Here is a 21,585-nt window from a genome sequence, read left to right as displayed (position 1 = left end):
TTGACAGGAATTTTTGTTGTTTCTATAAGCGACCTTATAGGGTCGCCTTATCCCTGAAGTTGGGGGGAACCATAGAAAGAACGTGTCTAAAATATTCAAGAATCGACTAGAAGGGCTTAGAGCGTTAAATCGAGGCGTGCGTGCTTTAGCTAAGGCCGTCACCTCTACTTTAGGGCCTCAAGGTTCTCATGTCGTTATCAAAAAAGATCACTCCTCTCCTTATGTTACAAAACAAGGGGCTTCAATAGCTAAAGAGATCATTCTGCCTGATGCTTTCGAAAATACTGGTCTTAAGCTAATTAAGGAAGCTGCATTACAAATGGAAGCTCAGGTAGGAGATGGATCTACAACGGCTATTGTATTAACAGATGCATTATTTGCCTCAGGGCTTAAAGGTGTTGCTGTAGGTTTAGACCCTTTAGAAATCAAACAAGGCATCCAGCTTGCTGGAGCTATGTTAGATGAAGAGCTTGCGAAGCTCGTAGTTAAGATAAGTGAATCTGAAGATATATTTCATATAGCCACAAGCTCAGCAAATCATGATGCCGCCATAGGGAAAATTTTAGCTGATGCTATAGCGCAAATAGGTATCGAAGGAGTCCTTTCGATAAAAGAAGGACGGGGGACAGAGACGACGTTACAAGCTACTAGACATGTGGGATTAAACTCGGGATATCTATCTTCATATTTTGTAACGCATCCAGAGACTATGGAAGTTATCTATGAAGACGCTTCTATCTTATTGTGTAATCAGGCGTTATCTTGCTTAAATCAATCGTTTATTCACTTCTTAGAGCAGACCTTTCAGACAAATCGAAAACCTTTAATTATTATAGCTGAAGATTTTGATCCTGAGCTTCTCTCTATTTTGATTGTTAATAAGCTCAAGGGAAACCTGCCTGTATGCGCCATAAAAGCTCCAGGCTACGGGCAACAATGCAAGGAGACTTTAGAAGACATCGCGATTTTGACAGGAGCTACTCTTGTAGGAGATTTATTGGGAATTTCCTTAAGTGAGAGTAGTTTAGATGTTTTAGGTCGCGTGGAGAAAATCATTGTTAAACGAAATACAACGATTTTTTCTGGAGGCAAGGGAAATCAAGAAAGTCTAGAACAACGTATTGATTATTTACGCCAGGCTATTGTCCAAAGTAGTTCTGAAATGGACACTCAAGATTTAGAAAAGCGTTTAGCTAGGTTTGTTGGCGGAGTCGCTCAAATCTATTTAGGCTCTGCAACAGAAAACGAATACAAAGAAAGGAAAATTCGATTAGAGAGCGCTTTAAAAGCAGTAAAAGCTGCTTTTAAAGAAGGCTGTCTCCCTGGAGGCGGCGTGGCTTTGGCTCGTGCAGCATCTATTATAAAGATCCCTAATGAATTGCCTATAGGTGTGATGTTTGGATGTAAGTGTATGCTGCAATCAGCAGAAGAGCCTCTTAGAGTCTTGGCAACGAACTGCGGGAAAGACCCTGAGTACGTAGTAGATACTGTTTTAAAGCATGCGGACCCTTATTTCGGATATAATTGCATAAACGATTCTTTTGAAAATTTAATTACGTCGGGAGTGTTTGATCCTTTCTCGGTAACTAAATGTGCTTTGAAATATTCTATTTCAATCTCTTGCTTACTTTTGACTAGCTCATTTTTTATTGTAGACTCCTCGGAAAAAATGCAAAATCCCCCTCTTTTTTAAGGAAACCTAGTTTTCTGATGATCTCTGCCAGCAAATAAATTTTATATTATTCTCCATGTAGTAATATCTTTTTAGTTTAGAACGATCTTTTTTTCAAAGATAAGGAGAAAGACTTGATCATTTGGCCTAACTTGACTACACTTTTTATCGAAAGAGCTGCGCACCAGTAGCTCAGTGGATAGAGTGCCTGGCTACGAACCAGGTGGTCAGAGGTTCAAATCCTCTCTGGTGCGATGCATAATCATAAAAAATAGGGTGGTAATGGAATCGCTATTTATTGGGAAAGCTGCCCCAGATTTTTCTGTACAAGCAGTCGTTAACGGCGAAGTAAAGAATGTTTCTTTAAAAGATTATCGTGGTAAATACGTTATTCTTTTCTTTTATCCTAAAGATTTCACTTATGTTTGTCCTACAGAGCTTCACGCTTTTCAAGATTCTTTAGAAGAATTTGAAAATCGCGGTGCACAAATTATTGGTTGTTCCGTTGATGATCTCGATACGCACAAACGTTGGTTAAATACCGACAAAAAAGCTGGTGGCGTTAAAGGCATTACCTATCCCCTAGTTTCTGATACAACTCATGAACTTTCTAAACTCTATGGTGTTTTAGATTCCCTGTCGGGATTATCATTCCGCGGATCTTTCTTGATCGATAAGGAAGGTATAATCAGACATCTGGTCATCAACGATCTTCCTTTGGGTCGTTCTATAGACGAAGAGCTTCGTGTGTTAGACGCTTTGATTTTCTATGAAAATCACGGACTCGTATGTCCTGCAAATTGGCAGCAAGGGCAGAAGGCTATGGCCCCGAATGAAGAGGGGTTGAAAGAATATTTCGGAACTATTGATTAGAAAACTTTATTAAAAGTTAATAAGTCATAGAGATCTTGTTCGAAGAATAAAAGGAAACTTTTGTATTTTCTGCAGAGAGATTTAGAGGCTTCTATGATGTGTTGGTCTCCAACACCGGGAAGACCCATGGCAATGATATTTTTTAAAGTAGTCTGAGTATTTAAGAAGTGTAGCCCGAAAAAATAACTGTCTACGCAGTATCCTTCTTCTTTTACTCTGAAGTAAAGTACATTGTAATTGTACATCAGAGCTTGTATGGCTAAAGCTATTCCTGACCTAGTTGTTGCAGATCCTCCGCCGAGATGGTCATAAAGATCTGCAGCACTGCGGCATAGGTAAGCAGTGTCATAGCTTCCTTTTTCTGCTTCACCAAATAACGCAATTGTTAGTTTCATTGAATTGTAGATAAATCGAACTTTATTTCCGATCCTACAAAAGACTTTGTTTATTATCTATAGTGAGAAGAGAATATTAGTTATGAAAAAACTGATGATTATTTCTTATTCTCTGGTAAACAAAGCTTTTGATTAGCGTAAATAATATCAGAATTTAACTTATTAAGTTTTTTTAATTCTGATACGGAGATCTTATATTTTGCAGCAATTTTCCCTAAGGTTTCTCCAGGTTTCACAACATGGATATGCGCGGGGATCTCATCGGAAAGATCTGTATAGGTTTCTGGGGAAGAGCCATCAATGAGAGCTAGAAGAGAACGTCGTAAAAGACGAATATCTTGAGAGAGAGTCTTATGGTCTTTTTGGATTTCTTGAAGCTTGTTATTCAGAGTAGTTTGGATGTCCTTTACAGAAGAGGTAAGGACTGCAACAGTTTTTGCTAGGGTTTTTTGTTCGATTTCTAATTGCTGAATTTGTTTTGTGAAAGATTCTGGTTTTATTGACGACAGTCTTTGGATTTTACCATCGTGTTCGTCTATACGATCTGCTAACATCTGAATTTCAGATTCATGACATAATAACTTTGCAGAAGCATCTTCTACTTCTGCAAGTACAGCTTGTATAGAGGGGGTTTTATTGGCAGCGTCCGTAGGGGACATTATCCCAAGACAAAACCATAAGCCACAGTAGAACAAATATTTGTAGTTAACGTGCATGAACTTTAAATTCTGTACGACGATTTTGTTGCCAAGCAAGTTCGTTATGGCCAGAGTTTACCGGCTGCTCTTTTCCGTAAGATATAGTAAATAACCGATCTGCAGAAATTCCCTGCTTAATTAGGTGCTGTTTAACAGCATTAGCGCGTCGTGCTCCTAAAGCTAAATTGTATGCCGCTGCACCGCGCTCGTCAGTATGACCTTCTATATACAGAGTTGTCTTTGGAGATTTTTGCATTTGACGAACAAGACTAGACAAAATAGCTAAGTTTTCTTCGCCCTTAATAGTATAGCTGTCGGTTGCAAAAGTAATATTTCTGAAAGAAACTGATTGGCTACTCGTTTTGTATAATTGCTCCTCCTTAGAATCGTAAGCATCTGCGAAGTTTTGATTCATTTCATCATCGGTATAGAGAGGAACAAAAGCAAAATTTTGTTTTCTTTTTTTAGAATGCTGATAGTCTTCGCAAACGGTATCCCAATCACCATAAGGATATGAGCATGAAGGTAAGGCGAAAAGCGCAAGTAATAAACAACTGATAACGCCTAAATATTTCTTTTTCATAAGATTCTCTTTATTGGTTATTAGGGAATCCTCCCCAGGAAGGAAAACGTTTTTCCCCCAATCCTATAACAATTTTCTTAGTTTTTTGGGTAATCAGACTTAATAAATAAAGTTCTGACTCTCCTGAATTTCCTGCACTATAAACAAGATGTTGACTGTCAATAGCCCATGAGGGCCCTTCTTTGTCTATAGGAGTTGTTGTTAGTTGATAATCTTTGCCAGTAGAAAGGTCATACAGACAGATTTGACGAACTCCCTTAATTACAGAGCAAAAGGCTATTTTTTTACCATCTGGAGACCATGAAGGGCAACTGCTATTTCTATATTTTTTAGTGAGTAACCGTGGTGTCTGAATTTCTGGATCTATTTGGATAATGTATAGACGCGGTCGACCATCTCTATTAGAAACAAAAACTAACTTAGAACCATCGGGACTGAAAGAAGGATTCCCCTGAGTTCCGAAAGTTTCGTTCAACACTCTTCGAGGTTTCCCCATAACGCCTTTTGATAAAGAAAAGCTCTGAAGAAAGAGGTCGGGGTTCCCATAAGTATCGGAAATAAAAGCTAAAAGCTTTTTTCTTGGGGAAAATGTCGGCATAAACTGGTTCCCTTGTAAATTAAGAACCTTTTTCCCTGTGGTGTTTTCTAAAGAACCTAGGAAAATTTTAGGAATGCCATATTTATAAGAAACATAAAGGTAGGGATTACAATTCCCTATGTTCATCCAATTGGGAGTGATGGATAAAGAGTTTTCTTGTGTGAGAGCGCGTAAGTTCGCCCCATCATAGTCTACGGACCAAAGTTCTCCTTGTTTTAACTCGCCGTCTTGAGGATTTTTACTTAATGAAAAAACTATTTTCCCGGAGCTAATTCCTGGAACCTTGGTGAGGGCATAATGAATCTTATCAGCAGCTTCATGTATTTTCTGACGGTTACTGGAGATATCTTCTGTAAGTACTAAAGAATGAAATTGCTGATGATTTTGGGAGCCTCGCGCTATGGTAAATGCGATTTCAGGGTAACGAGAAACAATAGCAATACTAAAAGGTGGAGACAAAGCTTCAGATTTAACTGAGGAGGGCTGGAGACGATCTCCAAGGGCTAAATCGCTAATGAAGGTATTGCATAATGAGCGTAGGTATTTTTGCTGTTTTGCATCATTAGGACCTATTTTTAATTCTACATGAATAGGCAATAGAGAGATTTCGGAACGTACGGAGACCTCTAAATCTTTAGCATAGAGAGAAACTATCCCAAAAACAAGGAAAGTACTGACAAAGATACGTCGTAACATTCCGACAGCCCCTACTGTGTTAAGACTCATTACTCAGGAGTTTAATATGAAAAGCGATATTTTTCGAGACTTTGTATTTGTCCAGGAATTTTTTAAAAGGAATTTTGTGAATACGCATAAGAATGAGTTGTTTCTCAGCTTCGCTAATTTCAGATAGTAATATACACTCCTGGATATTCCCTTGAGGCGTGAGTACAAGTTTTACGCGTACTTCTCCAGAAAAGGGTAGAACGATATATTCACGAAGTAGTTGGCATAATTCTTCTTCTTGAGTTGCTGCTAAAGATGAGTTTATGGCTAGTTCTCTACATGTAGGGAGGGAAATATCAGCAAGCCGTGCATCACTATCCTCGAGATGCTGAGAAAGTGTTTTTGCAAGATCTGCTATAGCTTTGAGCTTTGCTTCTTTTGCAGGATTTGTCTTTGCTGCAATTTTTTGTTCTCCCTGTGATTTCGCTACAGACTGTTCTTTTTTTACAGGTTTGCTAGGGGAGGGCGTTTTTTTAACACTATCTGTTTTCTTCTTCTCAGCAGGAGTTTTAGGGGAAGGTTGTTGAGGGGGTTTCTCAACGTGAGGTTTTTCTATTTTTGCTTTTAGAGCTTGCTGAGAAGGCGTTGTATGCGTTTTTACAACGGAAATAGGTTCGCTTAAAGTAACGAGTTTTTCTGTGAAAGGGAGAAGCTTAGGTTGTTTTTTTTGTGTTGGGGAATACGCAAGGAGAATTATGCACACTCCGTGAAGAACAATGGCAAAGAGGCTATAGGGAAGCGTTTTTTTCATAATTAGCTTTTTAAAGCTATATGGAGTTCGTGAAATCCTGCAGATTCTATTATGGTTTTTACTTCTTGGTATAATCTAAAAGGTGTATCGCCATCTTGTAATAGCAGAGGCACTCTATTGGGGTGTTGCTGATATAACAGGCTAAGTTGTGTTTTTAATTCTCCTAAGGAAAGAGCCTGATCATTTAATAGGATCGTATTATCCGCTAATACTTTTATGGTTGTGGGTAGATCATTGTCTTTTCCAAGAACCTTATGCTCTTTCGTTCCTGGTGCTAAGGCTATAGAATCAAGCCGTATTAAAGGCATGGCAATCATAAATGCCATTAAAATAACAAAGACAATGTCAATTAACGGAGTGAGATTGACATTAGGGTCTTCTTCAGCATCTTCAATGATGATACGTTTCATAGATTTGTCTGACGATACTTAACTTCTATAGAATTTAACAGCAAATACGCTGTCTGCTCTATTTCTAGAATTAATCTAGAAGAATGGGCTTTAAGATAGTTAAATCCTATCAAAGAGGGAATAGCAACAAATAACCCTACAATTGTCGTTCCTAAAGCTGTTGCCAGACCTTCCATCATCGCTGTTCCCCCAGCTTCTCCCGAGCTAATATGAGAAAAAGCTACCAAAATGCCCCAAACAGTCCCCAAAAGGCCTAAAAAGGGGGCTAAACTGATCGTTGTCGCGGGGATAAAGTTGTTCTCATGCATGATAGCACGGTATTTCGGCATAATAGCCCCCAGCAAAGTCTCTAGAGACTGGATGTCCTCCATAGACAATACTGGACCGTGATCTGGAGCCTGTTGGCGATTTTTATCAAGAAGCTCTAAAGTTCCTCGCTTAATAGTAAAATATAAATCCGCAAAGGGATTTAACTCCGGATGAATTTCTAAAGACAACGGAGCATGACGATTCTTTATCAAGAAATCTTTAAGAGATTTCCCTGATTTTAGAAATTTTTTTTGAATAGCAAGCTTTTGATGTAGTACTGTCCAAGTGCATAAGGAAAGTATGAGCAAGCTGAAGAATATCCCCTTACCGAAGAGATCGGCTTCCCTGAAGGCCTGGATAATTGGATTATGGGTGAATTGTAACATAGAGTATAAAATTCTTTACATAATGAGGGGATCATACAAAAGACGATCCTATCAAAATTGTGGTATAGAGCCAAGTAGGTTTTGTTCAAGAGATTTACGAAAGCATTTATAAAAATAAAATTACATAGTGTATAATTATCTACCTGATTTAGAAATAATTGGAGTTATTTTGAATAAAATCAAAAAGCATTTTCAAACTATATTGGTAGCCTTTCTATTTTCCTTGCCTGCCTTTACTGGGTATGGTCAGAAATTGCATGCTGCAGAGCCTGTAGTAGAGAAGGCCTTGCCAGGTGCTACTCTAGTTTCTGAGGGGTCTCATATTCCCAAAGGTGGAATATTTAGATTGGGGATTAAGATAACCGCCCCTAAGGGAAGTCATATTTATTGGAAAAACCCCGGAGAAGTGGGGAGCCCATTAAGAATTAACTGGAATTTACCCAAAGGATTTGTCGTCGAGGAGGAGCATTGGCCTGCGCCAAAGGTCTTCGAAGAGGATGGAATGACATTCTTTGGTTATGACGATAACGCGTTTATAGTTGCGGATATTCGTGCCCCCGAAGGAGGCGCTGATAAGGAAGCCGTAGAGTTAAAAGCTCATGTCGAGTGGTTGGCCTGTGGGGAGAGTTGTGTCCCTGGAAACGTCGATTTGGTGCTATCGCTGCCGTATCGTGACGGCGTTGCCGCCTTACATCCTGAAAGATCTGTAGAGTTTGCTCAAACTCTACAATCTCAACCCCGTCTATTAAAAGATAATCAAGCGATTACTTTGGGACGTAGTCAGGAAGGCGAGATCATTTTAAATATTACTGGAAGTCAACACCACGCTAAGAAGGCCTGGTTTATCTCAGAGAAGGCTGATAAGATTTTTGCTTATTCCGAAGAGGCGATAAATGAGACTTCTGGAACAGCTTGGAAACTGAAGATCAAAACCCTATCGGGAGTGGAAAAGAATCAGGAGCTGCAAGGAGTTTTACTGCTTACAGATAGTGCGGGTCAAGAGATTGAGTCTTTTATAGTTCATGGTCAAATTAGTGATTCTGGACAAAGCTCTGAATTATGGAATTATATAACAATTATAGCAATGGCGTTCCTCGGGGGACTTCTTCTTAACATCATGCCCTGTGTTCTGCCATTAGTAACCCTTAAGGTTTATGGATTGATTAAATCTGCGGGAGAGCATCGCTCCTCTGTGATTCTCAATGGCCTTTGCTTCACTTTAGGAGTTGTGGGTTGTTTTTGGGGATTAGCAGGAGTTGCTTTTCTGTTAAAGATGTTAGGGCACAACATTGGTTGGGGTTTCCAACTTCAGGAGCCCATGTTTGTGGCAACCCTAATTATTGTATTCTTCCTATTTGCTTTAAGCTCTTTAGGCTTATTTGAAATAGGCACCATGTTTGCTAACCTTGGAGGGAAACTCCAGTCTACGGATGCGGGAGCCTCTAAGAGTAAAATTGTGGGAGCTGTCTTTAACGGGGTGCTGGCTACTTTAGTAACAACACCGTGTACAGGACCATTTTTAGGTTCTATACTTGGCTTAGTGATGTCTTTATCGTTTATCAAGCAGTTGATGATATTTACATCTATTGGTTTGGGAATGGCCTTGCCTTATCTTGTCTTTTCTGTATTTCCTAAGATGTTATCTGTTCTGCCTAAACCTGGAAATTGGATGAGTACGTTTAAGCAGCTTACTGGGTTTATGTTATTAGGAACGGTAACTTGGTTAGCATGGATTTTCGGATCGGAAACGAGTACAACAGCGTTAATTCTCCTACTTGCTGGATTGTGGCTTGCGGGGATAGGGGCCTGGATTTTAGGAAAATGGGGAACTCCTGTTTCTCCTAGGAAGCAGAGGGTATTTGCATCGACTCTATTTTTTGGATTCCTTGCGGGAGCTTTATCTTTGAGCTTTATTGCTTCTCGGTATTTTGCAGAAGAAGCAGAAACTGTGGTCGTTCAAGAAGGAAGTTCTTGGCAGCCATTTTCTGCAACAAAACTCGCTCAGCTGCGCAAAGAAGGGCAAGCGGTATTTGTCAACTTTACAGCTAAGTGGTGTTTAACCTGTCAGATGAACAAGACTGTGTTACACGCAGCTGCTATAAAGGAAATGTTTAAAGAGCATGGGGTAGTTACTCTAGAGGCTGACTGGACACGTAAGGATCCTGGTATTACCGAGGAGCTCGCGCGTTTAGGACGAGCCAGTGTTCCTTCGTATGTCTATTATCCTGCTGATCAGTCGGAGCCTGTGGTGCTTCCTGAGAAGATTACACAGGCGGTTCTTGAGGACATGGTCTTTTCGAAAAGCTAGTCTATAATTTTAGATAGGATTTTGTTGGGTGTATTTGAATAAATACACCCTTTTTTTGTCTTTAATTTAAGAAATGCCTCTTAAAAGATTGATTCTTTTGAAGATATTTTACTAGGAGATGTATGATCATCCCTTTCCTCGCATCAAGATTTTTAAGGAGAAGGGTTATGGATTTAGTAGATGCACACGTACATCTTTCAGACGAAGCTTTTATGGAAGATGGAGACGAGGTGATTTGTCGTGCAAAAGACTCCGGAATTTCCCTCCTTGTTAATGTCACAACAACCATTGATGAGCTGAATAAATCTTTTGATTATGCTGAACGTTTTCCAGAATTGCGTTTTTGTCATGTTGCTGGGACGCCTCCTCAAGATGCTCATACAGATATAGATGAGCATTTCCAATATTTCCAAGGTTTTGCTCAAGCAGGAAAATTAGCTGCTGTTGGTGAGGTAGGTTTAGATTATTGTTTTGGGGAAGACGATGCTGCTAAAGAACGTCAAAAAAAGGTGCTAAAGAAGTATTTGTCCTTGGCTTTAGAATGTGAGCTTCCTCTTGTTGTGCATTGTCGTGGTGCTTTCGATGATTTTTTCCATATGCTAGATCAGTATTATCATCATGACGAACGCTCTTGTCCTGGCATGCTGCATTGTTTTACAGGATCTTTAGAAGAGGCGCAGGAGCTGATTTCTCGTGGATGGTATCTCTCTATTAGTGGGATTGTTACATTTAAAAATGCTCAGGATTTGCGTTCAGTAGTTTCTCAAATCCCTCTGGATCACTTGTTAATAGAAACAGACGCTCCTTTTCTTGCCCCTACGCCTTATCGGGGTAAAAAAAATGAGCCTGCGTACATAACCCATACGATACAAGCTATTGCAGCTATTCATGGTATTGATTCCCAAGAGCTTGCAGGTATAGCGCGAAGTAATGTTTTACGTTTCTTAGAGGGACGTAAAAAAGGGTAGCCTTCACTCCAATTTGTTAGTAAAAATAGCTTCACATAATTTTATTTAAACTTTTATGGTTGCCAGAAAAAGAGATTGTGAAATAAAGGCTTACGATGAAAGAAAGGGGAACCTGTTCTGGGACAGCTCAGAAGCCATGGAAGTACTACACTAGCTTTGTTTTACGTTGTGTTCATTCTTTAGCGGGAGTTGCATTTACGTTGTTTCTTTGTGAGCATATGTTTATTAATATGCTCGCCTCTTCTTATTTTAATGAGGGGAAGGGATTTGTTCAGTTAGTGAGCAAATTTCATCAGATTCCTGGTCTTAAGATTATAGAAATCACCTTTTTAGCCCTGCCTTTTATCTGTCATGCTATCATAGGCATTGTCTATCTTTTCCAAGGGAAAAGTAATTCTGGGGCTTCTGACGGCAGTAAGCCTGCATTAGTTTATGCAAGAAATATTGCCTATACCTGGCAGAGAAGAACAGCATGGATTTTACTTTTCGGGCTTATCTTTCACGTTGTTCAGTTTCGTTTTCTTCGTTATCCTCTTCACGTAGAGTTGCATGGGCAGACATACTATGTTGTGGATATCAATTCCTCCCGTTACCCAGCGATAGTGCGTGGTACTAAGGGATTCTTCACTATAAATTTCTCAGCTCCTCAAGGGGGAACTATCCGTCTGGATAGGGAGGATCTTGAGGGTAGTGCTGTTTCTAAATTGTCAGAAAATAAGGCGTATGTTCTTACACCTAATGTTGGGGCAGCTTTTCTCTATATTGTTCGTGATTCTTTAGGATCCTTATGGATTGCTATTTTCTATACTCTGCTTGTGATTGCTGCTGCATTTCATGGGTTTAATGGATTATGGACATTTTGTTCTCGATGGGGAGTTGTTATATCTTTTCGGTCTCAGGCTCTTTTACGTAGTTTGTGTTATTTTGCCATGGTTATCGTTTCTACCATGGGCATTAGTGTGATTTGGAATTTGTATAGCGTGGCATAAGATTATGGAAGCACAGAGTTGTAGGGTTATAGTTGTCGGTGGTGGTTTAGCAGGGTTGTCGGCAGCCATGAAATTGGCAGATCATGGTATCGTTGTTGACCTCATATCACTGACAAAAGTGAAAAGATCTCATTCTGTATGTGCTCAGGGAGGGATAAATGCTGCTCTTAATCTTAAACAAGAAGAAGCAGATTCTCCCTATATACATGCTTACGATACGATAAAAGGCGGGGATTTCCTAGCAGATCAGCCTCCTGTTTTAGAAATGTGTTTAGCAGCGCCTAGGATTATCCGTATGTTAGATAATTTTGGATGCCCTTTTAACCGTACTCCTAATGGAGAATTAGACGTGCGTAGATTTGGAGGGACGCTATACCACCGCACAGTATTTTGTGGGGCTTCTACTGGGCAGCAGCTTATGTATACCCTAGATGAGCAAGTGCGCCGTCGTGAAAGCCAGGGAAGAGTTAACAAATTTGAGAATCATGAATTTGTAAGATTGATTACGAACAGCGCGGGAAGAACCTGCGGGGTTGTATTGATGAATTTATTCAATAATCGCCTAGAAGTTCTTAAAGGAGACGCTGTTATTGTTGCTACAGGAGGTCCTGGAGTCATTTTCAAAATGTCTACAAACTCGACATTTTGTACGGGAGCTGCAAACGGTCGGTTATTCTTACAGGGAATGACATATGCAAATCCAGAGTTTATACAAATTCACCCTACAGCCATTCCTGGCATTGATAAGCTGCGGTTAATATCCGAGTCCGTTCGTGGTGAAGGTGGACGCGTTTGGGTTCCTGGAGATGCATCAAAGACAATTATTTTCCCTGATGGTTCACGACGCCCTTGTGGAGAAACGGGAAAACCTTGGTATTTCCTAGAAGAAATGTATCCTGCTTATGGGAACTTAGTCAGCCGTGATGTAGGCGCTCGCGCTATCTTACAGGTATGTGAAGCAGGGTTAGGAATAGATGGTCGTATGGAAGTCTTTTTAGATGTCACTCATTTGCCAGCTTCTACACGACATAAGCTAGAAGTTGTTTTAGATATTTATAGGAAGTTTACAGGTGAAGATCCTGATAAAGTTCCTATGAGAATTTTCCCGGCTGTGCATTATTCCATGGGAGGTGCTTGGGTAGATTGGCCCGCTGCAGATGATCCCGATCGCGATAGTCGTTATCGTCAGATGACAAATATCCCAGGATGTTTCAACTGTGGGGAATCGGACTTCCAATATCACGGAGCGAATCGTTTAGGAGCAAATTCGCTGCTATCTTGTTTGTATGCAGGACTTGTCGCTGGAGAAGAAGCTGCTCGTTACATTACTGCTTTTGGCTCTTGTCCAACAACCTCGACAGATTTTTCCGACGCTCTTCAACAAGAGAAAGAGATGAATGCTCTTTTACTTTCAAGAAGAGGCGGAGAGAATATCTTCGTCTTACATGAAGATATCGCTAAGGTTATGGTTAAAAACGTTACTGTGAAACGAAATAACAAAGATCTAAGAGATACTTTAGAACAGCTAAAAGAGTTTAGAGAGAGGCTTCAGAGAGTTTCTGTGCATGATTCCTCACAGTTTGCCAATAAGACTTTCCATTTTGTACGACAGATGGGCCCTATGATAGAATTGGCATTAGCGATTACAAAGGGAGCACTATTGCGTGATGAATTCCGCGGTTCGCATTATAAAGAAGAATTCCCTAAACGTGATGATGTTCATTGGCTAAAGACAACATTAGCGTCGTATTCTCCTGAAGAACCTGAGATTACTTATAAGCCTGTAGATACACGTCACGTGCAACCTACATTACGAGATTATACAAAATCTTCGACAGGGAAAATCGAGCTTGCCAACGTTCCTGAAACCGTGCGTTTGCCCATATAAATAAAGAGAGGATTATGGATATTCCTGAAACTTTTATATTGAAAATCTATCGGGGGACCCCAGGAAAACAATATTGGGAAAGTTTTGAATTAGCGTTGCATCCAGGAGAGAATGTAATTAGCGCTCTTATGGAAATCGAAAAACGTCCTGTAAATACTTTAGGGGAAACTGTAGATCCTGTTGTATGGGAACAGGGGTGTTTAGAAGAGGTTTGCGGTTCTTGCTCATTATTGGTCAATGGTACGCCTCGTCAGGCATGCACAGCGCTTATTGAAGAGTATATAAAAGAAACAGGATCTCGAGAGATTGTTTTAGCTCCGCTAACGAAATTCCCATTAATTCGTGATCTTATTGTAGATCGTTCCGTCATGTTTGATAACTTACAAAATATTCAAGGATGGGTAGCTGCGGATGCTGATGGAGAAAATAGTGGCGTGAAAGTATCGCAAGAACAGCAAGAGCTGATGTATGCCTTATCTATGTGCATGACATGCGGGTGCTGTACGGAGGCTTGTCCTCAAATTAATGAGCATAACGATTTTATTGGGCCGGCAGCTATTGCTCAGGCGCGTTTGTTTAATACCTATCCTGGAGATAAGCAGTCTAAAAAACGTTTGCGTGCGCTTATGGGCAAGAAAGGTATAGAAGGTTGTGGGCAAGCGCATAACTGTGTGCGCGTGTGCCCTAAAAAACTCCCATTAACAGAAAGTATTTCTGCAATGGGAAGAGATATTTCTAAATATTCTTTAAAATCCTTATTCCGAGCGATTTTCCAAAGAAAGAAAAAAGATAGCGATACGGATTAAAAAAATCCCTTAGGCATGCGGCTGCGGTATCCTGGAGGCGGCGGCATGCCATAGTCTATAGGATTTGCGTAGAGAGTCCAAGGTCTTGAGACGGAAAGTAGTTTGTCAGTATTTTCTAACGGATAGCCTTGTAATCCAGCATAATTAAACTGCCAGAGATCAATTTCTTGAGTTCCTGGATGAAGAATGAATCCGAAATAGCTGTAAGCCCAATTGCTATCTCCAAAGAGTAGAGGAGCTGGATAAGCAAGGTTATGATGGCGCATAGCTGTTGCTAATCTGAAGAAGAGATCTTCTTCAAAATACAATTGCTGATAGCTTTCCATCAGCAATCCTTTAAAAAGATGACGAATCTCTTCCGAGGATAATAAGGAGAAATTCGGGATGAATTGTTCTATGAGTTTGCTGAACTTTTCATAGGTAATTCTAGAGGAAATTCCTAAATAAGAACTGACATTGTCTAAAACCTCAGGGAGCTGTTGGTCCGAGGTATAGGGAATATCTTGGACAATCTGATGTGCTAAGCGTCTTTGGTATAAGGGGAAGATGCTTTTTGAGCTTGGTAGAGCTTCTTGTAAAAATCTCGAGGCTTTTTCATAGAGTTCCGGAAGCGTTAAAGAATGATCAGAGCAGAAATCGTGAAAGTCATAAGTAAGATTTTCTAAGCTGTATTTTGAGCAGAATCTTTCTATAAATGTATAGATCCCTTGTTGATTTAGCACAGTATCTGCTAGGAAATCCTGGTGGTTTTTTACCCAAACATCACGTAACCAGGTATAGCTATACCAGTCGTTATTCCAAGCTTCACGAAATAAAGGAGCTCCTGCAGTGACAGAAAAAACATGTGTGGGAGATGAAGCTAGTAGCGAATGAGAGCCATCTTCTAAATAGCTTTTTACTGCTGATGGCTGATCTTTTAAAGCGTCTGAGAAAAAAGCTGCTAGTTCATGGGCAGTTTCAGGATGTTTTTCCATAGATGAGACCTCTTCGGAATTTTCGAAGTAGTCTTTCAATAAATGTTCTACTGTTCCTCCGGAAACATATACCCAGGGAGTGTGGGAAATCTTGTCTAAATTGTTAAGAACAGGTTCGGGAACAGGAAGGTTATATCCTTTAAGGATACGTGTTATCGCAGCTTCTTGGAAAGAGTTCTTATGAAGAGAAGAAATAATACGGTGGATGAGAGCAGAAGTTTCTTTTTCTAATCCTAAAACACCGTGTTTTCCGAGGAGTTCTCCTTCGGTTGAGGAAAAGAATTCAGATAAAAAGCTGATAAATTCGTTAATTGAATAGATGGAAGACCAGGTATTTGGGTGGCTTCTTCCATGAGTAAAGAGTATACGAAATCCTGCAGGAGAATCCGCATAAAGATGGGAGAATTCTTGAATGAAAGCATCATAGGAACTGCGGAAATATTGTGGAATGATCTTCGTGTAAAAGGAGAGTAAGAAATTAGGAAGAGCGAAGAGTTTTTTTGCCTTTTCTTGAGCAGTATCCCAATCGTAGAGAGCTTTATTGAGCTCTTGGCGAAAACGTAAGTGATCCATGAGCAAGATTTTATTATCTTGTTCATTTAGCGGATTTCTCATGCGGCTTTCTATATATTCAAGCTGAGCACGCGCTTCATTATATGTCTGCTCGCATTGTTGTATAAGCTCACGAGCATTATCAACGGCTTCTTCTACAAACGTTTGGATAATATGTGCTAGGCTATCAGGCTCATCATGGCGCCATCCTAGGGCTACGCGAATATGATTTAACGTTGAGGAATCATTAGCATCCGCAAGAGTCGCTAATGTATATTCCCAGGATTTTAGTAGGGGATTTTGTGTGTCACTAATAAAAGCAGATTTAGCCTGCTCGTATGCTGTGAGATAGCTATAGACCCTTTGAGTTTGGGAGAGCTTATGAGAATGTTCAATGGAGAAAAAGACCTGCTCCTTGTTGTAGAAGCCCTCTTGAAATAAGATAGAGCAGACAGAATCCGCTGTAATTTGATAATGATGTAGTAACGTACTTTGGATTACTTCATTCGCTGTTAGGATATTATCGACGTGCTGCAGTTTATTTAGAAGATATTCATGAGCCAGAATCTGCTGAACACGAACTTGAGGATCGTCTAAAGTATCCACGATACCTGCAGCTGCGAATGCTCGTTGTAGACCTGGAGATGCTGAAAGTTTGGCAATAGGGTCAGGATATAAGTCTAATATTCTTAACGGCTTAAATAATTCTCCGATGCATCCCGATAGGTTTATAGGGACGCAGATTTCTCTTGTGCCGATGATTCTTGTAAGTTTTCCCGAAGTCAGTAGATCACCAATATCTTTTATGAATAACTTGGGATATTCTTGATGGATAATAATGGCGAAGGCTGTTGCAAAACAAGATCCCACATCTTGACGTAGGTAGCAAAATAGCGCTGTAAGCGCTGCCTGGCGTGCGTGAATAGGCGTTAAGGTAATCTCTGGGGATAAGGCTATAGTATTACGAATGAGATCTTGGATACTCTTATAAGAGGGAACAAAAAACTTTTTTATCCTTTCTTTAATCTCAGGTTCTTGTTTGATAGTTTGAAGCATTTTCAGGAGATGTTCTCTAGGCTTAGCTTCATTATGTCTATGAGGCCCTAGGGGATAGAGACATTTTGTTAGATGCTCTATAGCTTTTACGACTTTAGTTGTATCGATTTCGCCATTTTCTGCGAGGATATAACGAGCTGCGTTTCTTGCTATGGTGAGATTTTTCGCTGCGAGGGGAGATTGTAGGGAAGTCGTCTGATAAGCACGAAATAGATCGTCATTTTCTGAGCAAAAGATCTCTTCTAACTCATTATGCTTTTGCTTAAGAACTAGGGCATCAAAAACAAAAAAATCCAGTCGTGACATAGAGAATACAGAGAAAACTTTGGGCTTTTCCTACTTCTTATCATGAATTCCTGGTTTCTGTCAGCAAACGATTCCCCAGGGGAAACTCAAGAAAAGCTATTTTAGGAAGAGAAGATGATTAGCATTCATAGAATGAGCAAGATGGAGAAAATAAAGGGAAATAATAAGAAAATAGAAAAATCATTCGAGAGCTATTTCTAGAAGGGTTTTCTTATTTTGTAATAAAAGTCTTTAATGGATAACATGTTCCGTCTTAATTTTAAACAAATGAGTATTAAGTATGAATATACAGGAACAATTAACATCTTACTGCCCTTCAGTTAAACAGTTTGTGCAAAACCATCAGTCGAAATTATCAAAAATCAATAAAAGCTTCATAGCTCTTGTTATTGCTGGCATAGCTTTAGTTATCATTGGCCTAACGGTAACCTCACCAGCATTTGTAACTATTGTCTCTGGTATTACTATTCTTGGTGTTGTTGCTCTTTTAGTTTCAGCGATATTGTTATGGTTGGGAAAGACGCCTAAATTATTTCAAGAACCTAGTAGTGAATCTATAACTATTGACAATCTCAACTCAACTGAAAGACAGGAAACTTAACGTTCCATCTATCTGTGACTGCGTTTCTTTATTCAGCATTTCTGTAAGAGTCTCTATGAAATTTTCTGAATTTAAAGGTGCTAGGGGATCTTTAATGAGTTCTTCAATAGGTAAACGCATGAGATATTCAGTAAGTTCATAATTTCCTGTGATACATACTAGAATATCACCGGGTTCTATCTTGTGCTTAGTGGGTGAAGCAAGACGGGAAAAGGTTTCCTGTCTTTTTAAAAAGGCTATGGGAGGGGTTTCCCCTACGGATAAAATAGATAATGTGGAATCTATGGAATCGTAGCGGATAAAAGTCATGGAGACGGTAGCTTCATCACCTTCTGTAGTTTTCCCGAAGGCATCAAAAGTATCTGAGCTTATTTTCTCTAAGGAAGAAGAGAGGTTTGCATAAGCCAGGAATAAACTTCGTGCAGATAGAGCATAAAGATAGGATGGGAGTCCTATATCTCCGGCGAGGCCTATAACGCCAATGAGAGTCTGTTCAGGGAAGGAAGTTTTCCATCCATAAAAATGCCCTGATAGCTGAATTCCCTGAAGGTGTTTGGAAATGAAAGAGATATTAGGAAATTCGGGGAAGGTAGGGCTGAGAAGTGTTTGTTGAAGGGAAGCAAGAATAGCTAATTCTTTCTGTAATTGATCTCCAGAGGCATATTCGATTTCTGCTTTTTCTCTTGAATTGAGGAGTAACAATAGAGTGCAGTTGAAGATATTCCCTAATTCATTAATTTCATATCCGTAAGGTTGAGGTTCATAACGGATGTTATGATTTCCTCGCCATGCAGCTTCCATACATGTTGTAAGTTCTTGGATAGGCTGATTTAACCGTTTGTTTATTTTCGTGAGTACCCATCCCATGAAGAGAAAGGCTAACGAATAAAAGAAAATCACATTCAAAGGCAGATGGATAGCCTTATTGATAAACCAAGAAAGAGGAATGATAGATAAGGTATAGGTTCCTTGAATAGGAAGTTTATTTAAAACAATCCCTAGATAGCTTTTATTTTTTATTTTTATGCTTATAAGATTGTGTTCTCGAAGAATTTTAGGAGCCGTTGTTACAGCAAGAGCTTGTTTCCTAGCCGTGATTTTAGGAAGATCAGGGATATCTACGGAAAAGACTTCTGAAGAGAATTTAGGATCTGAAGCGAAGAGGACTTCCCCATATTTGTTTAATAGACAGATAGCTTCATTTTTTAGATGTAAAGATTTGAATAAATCCTTTTGTAAGAAGTCCATAGGATAGAAGCTAACAAGTAACCCCGCGCTTGTTGGTGCATTCCATACTTCGATATCTTCGGTAATCACAAGATAATTTTTAGGATAATTTTGGTAAGTATCTGAAGAGATTGTAATGATGCAGGCCTTCCCTGAAGACATGCTGAGTTTCTTTTTTATTTCCGGATGACTTTTTAAATAGTGGATAAATGGATCGTGGGGATTTTTTGTTTTTATATTCCCATCGATAAGAGGGATTAAACAAAGGGAGAAGTCCGTATCCGATAGGGCGAACATCTCATTATACGCTTGAGAGTAGAAATCTTCCGCTGATGATGCATAGGCTTTAAGTGCTAAGGTATTTGCTAAACGTTTAAGAAAGATTTTGTGAATGGTGAGTTTTTTTTCAAATTCTAAGCTGAAGTTTGTCACATGGGTATGGAGATTTTCCATCAGGTTATTTTTCGCTGCTGAAAAAGAAAATAACGATAGAACTACCAGATTCAAAACTAGAGGAATCGGAATTACCAAAAAAAGGAACAGCAAAATGCGTTTGGTAAAAGTTTGTTTCATGAGTCCGCTATTTTAAGAATCAGCAAGGTAATGTCATCATGTTGATGGCTATTCCCTACGAAAGTTTTCACAGATAGCATTAAAGAATGCATAGCATCTTCTGCGCTTTTTCCTACTAAGGTTTTTACAGCGCTTTTTAACCGTTCTTCACCAAACATTTCAAAAGCTTTATTATGAGCTTCTGTAATGCCATCTGAATATAAGATAATCAAAGATCCTGGAGCTGGTTGGAAACTTGTTGTAGGGATATCAGGAATGTTAGGAAGGAATCCCAGGGCCATTCCTTGATGATAAAGAAGGGAAACCTCTCCATTAGGAGATAGGTAACATGCGGGATTATGGCCGCAGGAGTAAAACTCTACACTTCCTGTTTTATAATTGTAGCTGTAGACACATAAGGTGACAAACATCCCTGAATTCGCGGTGTTCTTATAAAATAGCAAGGATGTTTGTTCTATAGCTTCTTTTATAGAAGGGGTTTGCGATAGGAATGTGCGCAACATATTCTTAAGGAATAAAGAATATCCGCAAGCATGGACACCTTTCCCAGAAGCATCAGCAACAATTAAAAATAATGTAGCTTTATCTCCTTCACCTACGATAAAGGCATCGAAGAAATCTCCTCCTACGGTAATCGCGGGGATATAGGCTTTTGCTAATTCAACATGGGGATAGTTAGGAAGAGTATTGGGGAGGAGTCTTTGTTGGGCTTGTTCACCAAGACGCAGGGCATTTTGTGCACTTTCTTTAATAGCGTAATTTTTCTCAGCTAAGGTTTGTTGTTGGTCTAAACTTTGTACCATGGCGTTAAAAATATGCCCCAACCTGTTAACTTCAAACCCTAGGGAATCATCCACATAAGGATCGCGGATGTTGTCTCTTGTTTGTATGATGACAGTGGCGAGTTTGCGGATCGGCAAAGATAATCTCTTCGCAGCAAGATAGGCAATGATACTCCCTAAAACAACGCATAAAAAGTAAGCAAAATAAATTAACGTACGTTTCCATAAGGTAGAAAAGAGCTCAGTCTTTGTCCCATAAGAGAGAACGGACAAATCCATATGAGGAACGTTAGCGAGATAACTCCATATTTCCTGATTTCCGTTTTTAAAGGAGAAAAAGTTTGGCTCTATAGGTAAAGGCGTTAGCGAAAGAGGATTTAGAGCAATTCCTTTTGGGCAGGAATCTATATCTAGGAAAGTATCGCAGAATTGTTTTTCAGTAACATGAGGATAAATAGCTCGAAGGTCTAAATCTGGGTCAGAGGCTTTTAATATAACACCGTCTTTAGATAAAATAGCTGTTTTTACAGTGAAGTAAGCTTGAGTATTTATAAGAATATCTTTTAGGAATTTTTCAATATTATGAGTTGTATAGAGAATCCCTAGGAGTTCGTGGGTATCATTATCAAAGATATTTACCTGCATTACTGAAAAAACTTCATGCTTGTCTGAAGATTGTTTAAAAGTTGCTGCTAAAGGCAAGTGGCTAGGAATATCTATTTTATTTTTATAATTTTCCCCAAGACGTTCTGGCTGGCTAGAGGCTACAACGATTTTCTCTCCGTTAGGTTGCAGTTTAATTAAAGAGATTTCGTCATATGTTGAGCTGAAGATCCTTTGCATTTCATTGCTAAGTTCAACATTAGGAACCGAGGGAACTCCCTCATCAAGATCTAAAACTTCTGAAAATAATGCTAAAACATCAGCATTTAGCGGAACTATTTGCATGAGAGTATCCGCCTTAAAAGAAGCATTTTCTTTAAATGCTGCGGCAACTGATGAAACTGTAGTGTGGTATTGTCGGAAGTTGAGTAGCACGATATTAATTCCTAGGGGAATTAATATCGCAGCTACACATGCTAACCATAAACGGTAGCCTATCGTTTTTGTAAAAGGGATCATCTACATTAAATCAGTAGTTATAAGATAGGATA

The 21,585-nt window shown here is 39.4% G+C and carries 18 protein-coding genes and 1 tRNA gene; 9 read left to right on the top strand and 10 right to left on the bottom strand.

Annotated elements, in window-relative coordinates; all coding sequences use genetic code 11:
* Positions 1-82: 82 nt before the first annotated feature.
* The 3 genes from CCA_RS04940 (at position 83) to CCA_RS04930 (ending at position 2,545) form a co-directional block, all read left to right on the top strand.
* Positions 83-1,693, top strand: coding sequence for a molecular chaperone GroEL (locus CCA_RS04940; RefSeq protein ID WP_011006932.1), 1,611 nt, complete (start codon positions 83-85; stop codon positions 1,691-1,693).
* 160 nt (positions 1,694-1,853) lie between these two features.
* Positions 1,854-1,926: transfer RNA gene (locus CCA_RS04935), tRNA-Arg, on the top strand.
* Positions 1,927-1,954: 28 nt separating this feature from the next.
* A complete protein-coding gene (locus CCA_RS04930; RefSeq protein ID WP_011006931.1) occupies positions 1,955-2,545 on the top strand; it encodes a peroxiredoxin in 591 nt (196 codons plus the stop codon).
* Here CCA_RS04930 and CCA_RS04925 read toward each other — a convergent pair.
* From CCA_RS04925 to CCA_RS04895, 7 genes are all read right to left on the bottom strand, one after another.
* Positions 2,542-2,940: a hypothetical protein gene (locus CCA_RS04925; RefSeq protein WP_011006930.1), complete on the bottom strand. Its 399-nt coding sequence runs from the start codon at positions 2,938-2,940 to the stop codon at positions 2,542-2,544. The genes CCA_RS04930 and CCA_RS04925 overlap by 4 nt on opposite strands.
* A 98-nt stretch (positions 2,941-3,038) precedes the next feature.
* Entirely contained in the window at positions 3,039-3,599 is a 561-nt protein-coding gene (locus tag CCA_RS04920) for a LysM peptidoglycan-binding domain-containing protein (RefSeq protein ID WP_238374151.1), read from the bottom strand.
* 46 nt (positions 3,600-3,645) lie between these two features.
* Positions 3,646-4,221, bottom strand: coding sequence for an OmpA family protein (locus CCA_RS04915; protein ID WP_011006928.1), 576 nt, complete (start codon positions 4,219-4,221; stop codon positions 3,646-3,648).
* 10 nt (positions 4,222-4,231) lie between these two features.
* Positions 4,232-5,515: a Tol-Pal system protein TolB gene (gene tolB / locus CCA_RS04910; protein ID WP_011006927.1), complete on the bottom strand. Its 1,284-nt coding sequence runs from the start codon at positions 5,513-5,515 to the stop codon at positions 4,232-4,234.
* Between the two features lie 19 nt (positions 5,516-5,534).
* The gene (locus CCA_RS04905) at positions 5,535-6,296 is read right to left on the bottom strand and encodes an inclusion-associated protein (protein ID WP_011006926.1); all 762 of its coding nucleotides are present in this window, start codon (positions 6,294-6,296) and stop codon (positions 5,535-5,537) included.
* 2 nt (positions 6,297-6,298) lie between these two features.
* Positions 6,299-6,706 carry an ExbD/TolR family protein gene (locus tag CCA_RS04900; RefSeq protein ID WP_011006925.1) on the bottom strand — a complete coding sequence of 136 codons (408 nt, stop codon included), beginning with the start codon at positions 6,704-6,706 and terminating at the stop codon, positions 6,299-6,301.
* Positions 6,703-7,401 (bottom strand): MotA/TolQ/ExbB proton channel family protein, encoded by a 699-nt coding sequence (locus CCA_RS04895; protein ID WP_011006924.1) that lies wholly within the window; start codon positions 7,399-7,401, stop codon positions 6,703-6,705. Before CCA_RS04895 ends, CCA_RS04900 begins: the two co-directional genes overlap by 4 nt.
* A gap of 169 nt (positions 7,402-7,570) precedes the next feature.
* On the opposite strand from CCA_RS04895, the gene CCA_RS04890 reads away from it, so the two are divergent.
* The 5 genes from CCA_RS04890 (at position 7,571) to sdhB (ending at position 14,360) form a co-directional block, all read left to right on the top strand.
* Positions 7,571-9,709, top strand: coding sequence for a protein-disulfide reductase DsbD family protein (locus tag CCA_RS04890; RefSeq protein ID WP_011006923.1), 2,139 nt, complete (start codon positions 7,571-7,573; stop codon positions 9,707-9,709).
* 167 nt (positions 9,710-9,876) lie between these two features.
* Complete coding sequence (locus CCA_RS04885) at positions 9,877-10,677, top strand: TatD family hydrolase (RefSeq protein ID WP_011006922.1); 801 nt, start codon at positions 9,877-9,879, stop codon at positions 10,675-10,677.
* A gap of 95 nt (positions 10,678-10,772) precedes the next feature.
* Positions 10,773-11,666, top strand: a complete 894-nt coding sequence (locus CCA_RS04880; RefSeq protein WP_011006921.1) for a succinate dehydrogenase cytochrome b558 subunit — start codon at positions 10,773-10,775, stop codon at positions 11,664-11,666.
* A 4-nt stretch (positions 11,667-11,670) separates the two neighbouring features.
* Positions 11,671-13,554 (top strand): succinate dehydrogenase flavoprotein subunit, encoded by a 1,884-nt coding sequence (gene sdhA, locus CCA_RS04875; RefSeq protein ID WP_011006920.1) that lies wholly within the window; start codon positions 11,671-11,673, stop codon positions 13,552-13,554.
* Positions 13,555-13,568: 14 nt separating this feature from the next.
* Positions 13,569-14,360 carry a succinate dehydrogenase iron-sulfur subunit gene (gene sdhB, locus CCA_RS04870; RefSeq protein WP_011006919.1) on the top strand — a complete coding sequence of 264 codons (792 nt, stop codon included), beginning with the start codon at positions 13,569-13,571 and terminating at the stop codon, positions 14,358-14,360.
* Here sdhB and CCA_RS04865 read toward each other — a convergent pair.
* A complete protein-coding gene (locus CCA_RS04865; protein ID WP_011006918.1) occupies positions 14,357-17,248 on the bottom strand; it encodes a hypothetical protein in 2,892 nt (963 codons plus the stop codon). The two genes, sdhB and CCA_RS04865, sit on opposite strands and share 4 nt — an antisense overlap.
* Before the next feature lie 280 nt (positions 17,249-17,528).
* Here CCA_RS04865 and CCA_RS04860 point away from each other — a divergent pair, with 280 nt between their 5' ends.
* Entirely contained in the window at positions 17,529-17,849 is a 321-nt protein-coding gene (locus CCA_RS04860) for a hypothetical protein (RefSeq protein WP_238374150.1), read from the top strand.
* Here the strand turns inward: CCA_RS04860 and CCA_RS04855 are convergent.
* Entirely contained in the window at positions 17,826-19,649 is a 1,824-nt protein-coding gene (locus CCA_RS04855; RefSeq protein WP_011006917.1) for a SpoIIE family protein phosphatase, read from the bottom strand. The two genes, CCA_RS04860 and CCA_RS04855, sit on opposite strands and share 24 nt — an antisense overlap.
* The gene (locus CCA_RS04850; protein ID WP_011006916.1) at positions 19,646-21,553 is read right to left on the bottom strand and encodes a PP2C family protein-serine/threonine phosphatase; all 1,908 of its coding nucleotides are present in this window, start codon (positions 21,551-21,553) and stop codon (positions 19,646-19,648) included. The genes CCA_RS04855 and CCA_RS04850 overlap by 4 nt, the downstream gene beginning before the upstream one ends.
* Between the last annotated feature and the right edge of the window lie 32 nt (positions 21,554-21,585).

The organism is Chlamydia caviae GPIC (assembly GCF_000007605.1).
GTDB lineage: Bacteria > Chlamydiota > Chlamydiia > Chlamydiales > Chlamydiaceae > Chlamydia > Chlamydia caviae.
Note: the sequence above shows the minus strand (reverse complement) of the source record. Positions and strands in the feature narration are given on the sequence as shown.

What these genes read in the sequence shown, in the direction of transcription:
- sdhB (WP_011006919.1), top strand. Translation starts at nt 13,569, where the DNA reads ATGGATATTCCTGAAACTTTTATATTGAAAATCTATCGGGGGACCCCA.
- CCA_RS04915 (WP_011006928.1), bottom strand. Translation starts at nt 4,221, where the DNA reads ATGAAAAAGAAATATTTAGGCGTTATCAGTTGTTTATTACTTGCGCTT.
- CCA_RS04865 (WP_011006918.1), bottom strand. Translation starts at nt 17,248, where the DNA reads ATGTCACGACTGGATTTTTTTGTTTTTGATGCCCTAGTTCTTAAGCAA.
- CCA_RS04895 (WP_011006924.1), bottom strand. Translation starts at nt 7,401, where the DNA reads ATGTTACAATTCACCCATAATCCAATTATCCAGGCCTTCAGGGAAGCC.
- CCA_RS04925 (WP_011006930.1), bottom strand. Translation starts at nt 2,940, where the DNA reads ATGAAACTAACAATTGCGTTATTTGGTGAAGCAGAAAAAGGAAGCTAT.
- CCA_RS04905 (WP_011006926.1), bottom strand. Translation starts at nt 6,296, where the DNA reads ATGAAAAAAACGCTTCCCTATAGCCTCTTTGCCATTGTTCTTCACGGA.
- CCA_RS04860 (WP_238374150.1), top strand. Translation starts at nt 17,529, where the DNA reads ATGAATATACAGGAACAATTAACATCTTACTGCCCTTCAGTTAAACAG.
- CCA_RS04920 (WP_238374151.1), bottom strand. Translation starts at nt 3,599, where the DNA reads ATGTCCCCTACGGACGCTGCCAATAAAACCCCCTCTATACAAGCTGTA.
- tolB (WP_011006927.1), bottom strand. Translation starts at nt 5,515, where the DNA reads ATGTTACGACGTATCTTTGTCAGTACTTTCCTTGTTTTTGGGATAGTT.
- CCA_RS04850 (WP_011006916.1), bottom strand. Translation starts at nt 21,553, where the DNA reads ATGATCCCTTTTACAAAAACGATAGGCTACCGTTTATGGTTAGCATGT.
- sdhA (WP_011006920.1), top strand. Translation starts at nt 11,671, where the DNA reads ATGGAAGCACAGAGTTGTAGGGTTATAGTTGTCGGTGGTGGTTTAGCA.
- CCA_RS04885 (WP_011006922.1), top strand. Translation starts at nt 9,877, where the DNA reads ATGGATTTAGTAGATGCACACGTACATCTTTCAGACGAAGCTTTTATG.
- CCA_RS04900 (WP_011006925.1), bottom strand. Translation starts at nt 6,706, where the DNA reads ATGAAACGTATCATCATTGAAGATGCTGAAGAAGACCCTAATGTCAAT.
- CCA_RS04880 (WP_011006921.1), top strand. Translation starts at nt 10,773, where the DNA reads ATGAAAGAAAGGGGAACCTGTTCTGGGACAGCTCAGAAGCCATGGAAG.
- CCA_RS04930 (WP_011006931.1), top strand. Translation starts at nt 1,955, where the DNA reads ATGGAATCGCTATTTATTGGGAAAGCTGCCCCAGATTTTTCTGTACAA.
- CCA_RS04855 (WP_011006917.1), bottom strand. Translation starts at nt 19,649, where the DNA reads ATGAAACAAACTTTTACCAAACGCATTTTGCTGTTCCTTTTTTTGGTA.